This window comes from Streptomyces sp. NPDC001153 (genome assembly GCF_053598315.1).
The window spans coordinates 1-6,244 of the sequence record NZ_JBSFJZ010000109.1 but is presented as its reverse complement, the minus strand read 5'-3'; the positions used below and the strand labels follow the sequence as shown (position 1 = coordinate 6,244).

Annotated in this window: 4 protein-coding genes and 2 pseudogenes; 2 read left to right on the top strand and 4 right to left on the bottom strand. The window is 68.6% G+C overall.

Going from position 1 to position 6,244, the window contains the following annotated elements:
• Nucleotides 1-590 precede the first annotated feature (590 nt).
• Nucleotides 591-1,154 (bottom strand): DinB family protein, encoded by a 564-nt coding sequence (locus ACWDEN_RS47705; protein WP_351620700.1) that lies wholly within the window; start codon nt 1,152-1,154, stop codon nt 591-593.
• A gap of 799 nt (nt 1,155-1,953) precedes the next feature.
• On the opposite strand from ACWDEN_RS47705, the gene ACWDEN_RS47700 reads away from it, so the two are divergent.
• Nucleotides 1,954-2,094, top strand: coding sequence for a hypothetical protein (locus ACWDEN_RS47700; protein ID WP_184892453.1), 141 nt, complete (start codon nt 1,954-1,956; stop codon nt 2,092-2,094).
• A gap of 103 nt (nt 2,095-2,197) precedes the next feature.
• Here the strand turns inward: ACWDEN_RS47700 and ACWDEN_RS47695 are convergent, their stop codons facing one another.
• Together ACWDEN_RS47695 and ACWDEN_RS47690 are read right to left on the bottom strand one after the other, a co-directional pair.
• Nucleotides 2,198-4,210, bottom strand: a complete 2,013-nt coding sequence (locus ACWDEN_RS47695) for a S9 family peptidase (protein WP_351620683.1) — start codon at nt 4,208-4,210, stop codon at nt 2,198-2,200.
• A 492-nt stretch (nt 4,211-4,702) separates the two neighbouring features.
• The gene (locus ACWDEN_RS47690) at nt 4,703-4,903 is read right to left on the bottom strand and encodes a hypothetical protein (RefSeq protein WP_450864374.1); all 201 of its coding nucleotides are present in this window, start codon (nt 4,901-4,903) and stop codon (nt 4,703-4,705) included.
• Between the two features lie 146 nt (nt 4,904-5,049).
• Here ACWDEN_RS47690 and ACWDEN_RS47685 point away from each other — a divergent pair.
• Nucleotides 5,050-5,876: pseudogene (locus tag ACWDEN_RS47685) on the top strand (IS5 family transposase).
• On the opposite strand, the pseudogene ACWDEN_RS47680 reads toward ACWDEN_RS47685, so the two are convergent.
• Nucleotides 5,866-6,244 (bottom strand): annotated as a pseudogene (locus ACWDEN_RS47680) (hypothetical protein); the annotation flags it as partial. The pseudogenes ACWDEN_RS47685 and ACWDEN_RS47680 sit on opposite strands and share 11 nt — an antisense overlap.

Genomic DNA, 6,244 nt, shown 5'->3' with positions numbered 1-6,244 from the left:
TCTGCCCACCCGGCGAGCCACTGATACTGCATCCACAGACCGATGACGAGCTATCAGGTAAATCACCCCCAGGCTAGCCTGCCCCAGCGACTAGGCCGAGCCAGAGGGCAGCCTACGTGCAGCCGTCATGCTCGGCATCGTCCGCCTGCACAAGATCACTGTCGCCCGCCGGAGGACCGCCGACACATCGACCGAAGATCGTTTACGGGACAGCCCTTAGATGATCAATTCCAAGGGGTGCCTGCGGAGGGTGCGGGGGCGGGCGGTCAGGCATCGAGGTCGACTTCGGGGTGCGTGAACCGCACGGGCTTGCCCAGCGACCGGCCGTAGGCGATTTCGGCTCGGGTGCTGTCTCCGATGTAGTCGCCGACTAAAGCGCCTGAGTTCGCGATTTCTGAGGCGCTGGTACCACGAACTTGGCCCCTGCCGCCCGGGCTTCCCGGCCGTGGGCGGCTCGGTTCCGACGGATTCGAGGTCGAATTCTTGGCGTCGGTCATGGGGCCGGAGCGAGACGGTCAGTGAAGCTCGCAGCCGCGGAGCGTCACGGAGTCCACGTAGGTTCCGAAGCTCGATCGCCGGTTACCGAAAGGTCACATTCGGGGCAGTATGGCTCCGTCCTGCCAGCGGTAGAGGTCGCGCAGCAGGGAAATCTCGGCGCCGTGATGGATCAGCTCCCTGTTGACGTGCAGGACCCTGTTCTCCATGGGAAACCGCTCGGGACCCACCGTGGGCGGATTGTCCAGGTCAGCATCTGAGAGCTTGCGGACCCCCGCGTTCCATCTCCCATACATCTCATCGAGCTGTTTCAGCGCCTCGTCAGCGGTCCCCGCGTAGGGGAATGTCTGGGAGTCGACGTCCTGGCCGCCGAAGTACCATCCGACCCGATAGCCCAGGCACGAGACGACGATGTGTGCCAGCCGCCAGGCAATCGTGGTCACCGGCGCTGGCACCGGGGCAGGGGACGCGGAGTCCATCGTCCATTCCCCCGAGCCTTCCGATATCGGTGCGGCCGACGTGCCACGTGGGCGGATGCTCCAGCAGCCGCGCACGGGCTCCCAGAAGTACTCCTCGTCGGTAAGACCCTCCAGCCGTGGCCGCAGGTTCTTGTGCCAGTACCAGTCCAGTTGCTCCGCGAGCTGATCGCTTCTTGTCATTTCCGCACACTTGTCCTGTCTCATTCAATCGAGTCGTTTTCTCAACGAACCGAGTCGTTCGGGCTTCTGTCCCAGCGAACCTAATCGCGCGACTGAGGACGCTGGGGGTGCTGGACGGCTGTACCGGCTGGGGCGGATCACGCGGGTCCGTGCATCGAGTCGTCGTACGTGGACGCGGTGTGCGGGCGCCGTCGCCGTCCGCTGCGGGACTGTGTGACGGGCCGGTTCGAGGATGTCGATCCGCTGCGTACGGCCCGCTGGTCGCACGGTGAGCGTCACTTCCGGGCTGGGACTGGGCGGCGACGACCGGACGGCACGTCGGCTTCGAGTCGTGGCTGGAGCGGGACCGACTGCTGCTGATGGACTTCGATCCGAGCATGTTCCTTCTTCCAGGCCCCGGCCGCGGCGGTCTGTCGTGGAGCCGGTGTATTCCGCGACGAGGCGTGCGGGACGACGACGCTGCCGTGGTCGCAGACGATCGACACACTGCGACGGGCATGGTCGACATCGCTACCAGGTCGATCACCGCAGCGGTGCTGCGGCCCTCCACGAAGGCCGCACAACGGCGATGTCAGCATCGACGCCACCGGCCCGCCGCCGCCCCGCATCCCACTCCGCGGACCACGTGACATACCCGCCGGGCGCCCACCGCCGGCCGACACCGGTTGAGCCGATCCGCACGGAACAACTCCACCTCACCCCACAGGCAGCAGCGCGAGCCTTGCTCACAGCGGCGCTTTCCCGCCCGTCCTCAGACCTTTCGCACAGCCCAGAAACGCAGAGATCCCGTCCGATCGAAATGATCGGACGGGTACAACTGCCGGACTCTGGAAGCCCGCTGCTCGCGGCCGCGCCGCACCACTACCTCGACATCGCCACCCGCGTGCCCTGGCAGTACACCGGCGTCGCGGGCGAGGTCACCAACTGCCGGTCGGGGTGACGCTGCGCCTAGCGTCCGCTGACCCGTCGGCCGCGGTGAACCGGCGTCCGTTCCTGCCCAAAAGCGGGGTCCCACCTCGTCGAAGGCAGACGCCCGCCCGCGCTCACAGCAGTCCGGGCCGCTGCCACTCTTCACCAAGGACGTGGTGGTCGAGGAAGTTCAGGAACGCTTCGTACCAGACCTGGATGTGGCCCGGTGAGAGGATCCAGTGGTTCTCGTCCGGGAAGTACAGGTACTTCGCAGGCACCTCGAACCGCTGCAGATCCTGGAAGAGCGCGGCGCCCTGGCCGACCGGCACGCGGTAGTCCTTCGCGCCGTGGATGACCAGCATCGGCGTACGGATCTTCGCGGCGTCCAGGTACGGGGAGTGCGCCTCGTACCGCTCGGGCCGGGTCACCGGGTCCCCGAAGATGCACTGGAAGTACCAGGGGGCATCGGTGTCGCCCTGGAAGGACCGCAGGTCCCACAAGCCGGCGTGGCTCACGATCGCCTTGAACCGATCGGTGCTTGTGGCGACCCGGTTGGCCATGTAGCCGCCGTAGGAGCCGCCCCCGAGCGCGGTGCGCGCGGCATCGATGTCGTCACGGGCCTCGGTTGCGTCGGTCAGCGCCATCACGTCCGTGTACGGGACCCCGCCCCACTGCCCCCAGCCGCGCCGGTGGCCCTGCTGACCGTAGCCGGTCGACAGGGCCGGGTCGGGCAGCAGCACCGCGTAGCCGCGAGCCGCGAACGGCCACGGGTTCCACCGCCAGGTCCAGCCGTTCCAGCTGCCCTGCGGCCCGCCGTGCACGGCGACGAGCAGCGGCGCGGGGTTCTCGGCCGACGCGCCCTCGGGCAGCACGAGCCAGCCGCGCAACCGGTACCCGTCCGCCGCGTTGGCGTGCACCTCGGTGAGGGTGCCCGGCAGCGCGTCGAACGCACCGGGGGCCGGCAGCTCGACCGGCGTCTGGTCGGCGACGCCGGCCTCGAACCTGACCGGCCGCGGCGGCGAGTCGATCGCGTTGCGCAGCGCGTACAGCGTCCGCCCGTCGGGGGCCACGCAGAGCGAGCCGTACGCGCCCGAGGCGGTGAGCCGGGTCACGGTGCCGTCCGCGTCCCGCCGGAAGACGGGCCCGTGACCCTCCACATCGGCCATGAAGAAGAGGGCGTCGTCGACCGTCGAACAGACAGCACCGACGGGCCAGTGGTCGAACCCGGGCAGCAGATCGACGGCCTCGCCGCCGTCCACGCCGACCCGGACGAGTGTCATGTCCATCGACTCGTCGTAAGTCGGCCACGTCATCCGCGAGCACACGACCGCCGAGCCGTCGTGCGTGAACACCGGCGCCTCGTAGAGGTGCTCCACATCGCCCAGGACGAAGACCTCCTCGCCGGTGGCCGCGTGTGCCACCACCACGGCGGTGCGGTTCTCGGCGGGCACCCGGCCGGGTACGAACCGGGTGTAGGCCACTCGCGTCCCGTCGGGCGACAGCGCCACGTCCCCGGGGTTCTCGAGGCCGACGCCCTGCCCGCCGGCGTCGACCAAGGCGCCCTCGGCCCCCGCGCGCATGAAGGTGTGCTGTTCCTCGGGTCCGAGATCGCGGTCCCAGGCGCGGGTCGGCCCGGCCTCGTACAGGATCGCGGTGACCTTGGCGTCCTTGCGCGCCGTGCGCAGCTTGCCGTGCGCGTCGGCGTCGGCGGCCCCGGGCAGCAGCCCGGCGGTGTGGGCCAGCGCGCCGGAGTCCCGGGCGACGGTGAACGCGGTGATCCCGCCCGGGTGCCGGGCCACGACGGCGGCCTCTCCACGCCCGGGCAGCGCCCACAGCGCGGCACCCTCGTGCTTGTCCTCCGCACTGTCGTCCTCACGTTCCGACAGGAAGTACAGCACCCCGTCCGGGCCGAACGCGGGCCCGGACTCGCCCTTCCCCGACCGGGTCAGGCGCACCGCCTCGCGCTCCCCGGCCGGATCGATCTCCCACAGCCCGGACACGAACCTGGTCCGGTCCTCTGACAGAGTCTGCACGGCGGCGACGAGACGGCCACCGTCGGCGGACAGCGCAAGGGAGTTGACGCGAGGCTGGGCGAGGAACGCGGGCAGGTCGTGGAAGGCGGTCGTGCCACCGGGGATCGCAGACATGCGGACGATTCTTGCTCGCGACGGAGGCGGTGAACAGCGGATTACGGGCGCCGCCCGCCAGGGGTGCCTGCCGCCCGTCCGGCGAAGCTCAGAGGTCCCGTCCGATCGAAGTGATCGGACGGGATCCCGTCAACCGCCTGCGAGCTGACTCGTGAACGGCGCCTCCGATCACAGCAACACGTTCAGACCGCTGCACGCGCCCGACGCTCACGAACGCCCCCTCCAGGGGCGCGGCCCGACTCGTTGAGCGGCGATGTCTGGCTCGGTCCACAGCCGTAACCTCAGCCGAGCTGCTTCAAGTTGGTGCGGGATCGGCGAACACGGTGCGACGACGCTCCCTGCAGTCTGTCTCGACCGACCGAGCCCACGCGTCTCACTCAATCCAGTCCATGCAGGTCAGCAGCATGCGGCCGACTAACTTCATTGAGACAGGACAACACTACATACAACGGAGACTTGGCTGCGCCCCTCGCGGACGCCGTCACCGGCCGTCTACGGGGTGTCCTCCTGGTCTTGGTCGGACAAGGGGTCAGGGTGGAATGGCCGGGTGTAGCGCAGTCCGGTGTCGGGGGTGATGTTGAATACCGCGCATAGGTGTTGCGGGTCGGCGCCGGTGACGGCGGCCTCTTCGAGGATTCGGTCCTCGCGAAGTCGTCGTGCGGTGACGGGGAGATCCTTGAGCAGGGGCTGCATCCAGCCGATGGTCACCGGCGTGCGAGAGTGCGCGGTCTGCGAGCTGATGAACAGGTGGGGGTTGCGGGTGTGTGGCCAGCGTGCGTTCCGGAGTTGGATGTAGTCGGCGGCGGCCCGGCGAGTAAGACGTCATCTCATTTGGCTGCATGGGTAGGCTGTCGGCCGTGGTGGGGATCGTTGAGCGGCTGGTGCCGGACGAGTTGTGGGAGTTGTTCCAGCGAGTGGTGCCGAAGGCGCCGGTGCGGCCTCAGGGTGGTGGCCGTCGCCGGCATGGTGACCGGGAGGTGCTGGCCGCGATCGTGTTCGTGGCCACGTCTGGCTGCACGTGGCAGCAGTTGCCGTCGGCGTCGTTCGGGCCGTCGGGTGCCACGGCCCATCGACGCTTCACCGAGTGGACGAAGGCCAGGGTGTGAGCCAAGCTCCATCGCCTGGTCCTGGATGAACTCGGCTCCCGTGGCGAACTCGACTGGTCCCGCTGTGCGATCGACTCGGTGAACGTGCGGGCGCTGAAAAGGGGGAGCTGACGGGCCCGAATCCTGTCGACCGGGGCAAGTATGGCTCGAAGATCCACTTGGTCACCGAGCGGGCCGGTCTGCCCCTGTCCGTCGGGATCTCGGGGGCGAACCTCCACGACAGTCAGGCTCTGATCCCGCTGGTGAAGGGCATACCGCCGATCCGCTCCCGCCGCGGCCGACGACGGCGCAAGCCGGGCAAGCTTCACGCCGACAAGGGATACGACTACGACCACCTGCGGCGATGGTTACGGCAGCGCGGGATCACCCACCGCATCGCCCGCAAGGGAATCGAGTCCTCGCAGCGGTTGGGCCGCCACCGGTGGACCATCGAACGCACCATGTCCTGGCTCGCCGGCTGCCGCCGCCTCCACCGCCGCTACGAGCGCAAAGCCGAGCACTTCCTGGCCTTCACCAGCATCGCCAGCACCCTCATCTGCTTCCGCAGACTCACCAAATGAGATGACCTCTAAAGGCATCCAGGGGATGGTCGATGTCGCCGAACGAGAGCCGGCCGCCGGTGAAGTCGACGGCAGCCAAGGGCAACTCGCGGGCCTGGTGGGGGTAGAGCGCATGAACGCCGATGAGGGCGATCAGTAGCTTGAGGGCGGGGTCGGTGTCGGCAGCCGCGGCGAGAGTTTGGATCGCCTCGGGGCTCAGTGGCGTGGGCACCGAGGTGGGCTTCGCTCCCAAGCGCAGGCCGCGTGCGGGATTGACGAACAGCAAGCGTTGGCTCTTAGTGGGCGGTTCGTGAGTCTTTGAGTGGATCTGCTGTCGCCTGATGGTGTGGCGGCGGGGCGGAATCTGCCGGCCCGCGGTGGTTGATCTG

What these genes read in the sequence shown, in the direction of transcription:
- ACWDEN_RS47705 (WP_351620700.1), bottom strand. Translation starts at nt 1,154, where the DNA reads ATGACAAGAAGCGATCAGCTCGCGGAGCAACTGGACTGGTACTGGCAC.
- ACWDEN_RS47700 (WP_184892453.1), top strand. Translation starts at nt 1,954, where the DNA reads ATGATCGGACGGGTACAACTGCCGGACTCTGGAAGCCCGCTGCTCGCG.
- ACWDEN_RS47695 (WP_351620683.1), bottom strand. Translation starts at nt 4,210, where the DNA reads ATGTCTGCGATCCCCGGTGGCACGACCGCCTTCCACGACCTGCCCGCG.
- ACWDEN_RS47690 (WP_450864374.1), bottom strand. Translation starts at nt 4,903, where the DNA reads ATGCAGCCCCTGCTCAAGGATCTCCCCGTCACCGCACGACGACTTCGC.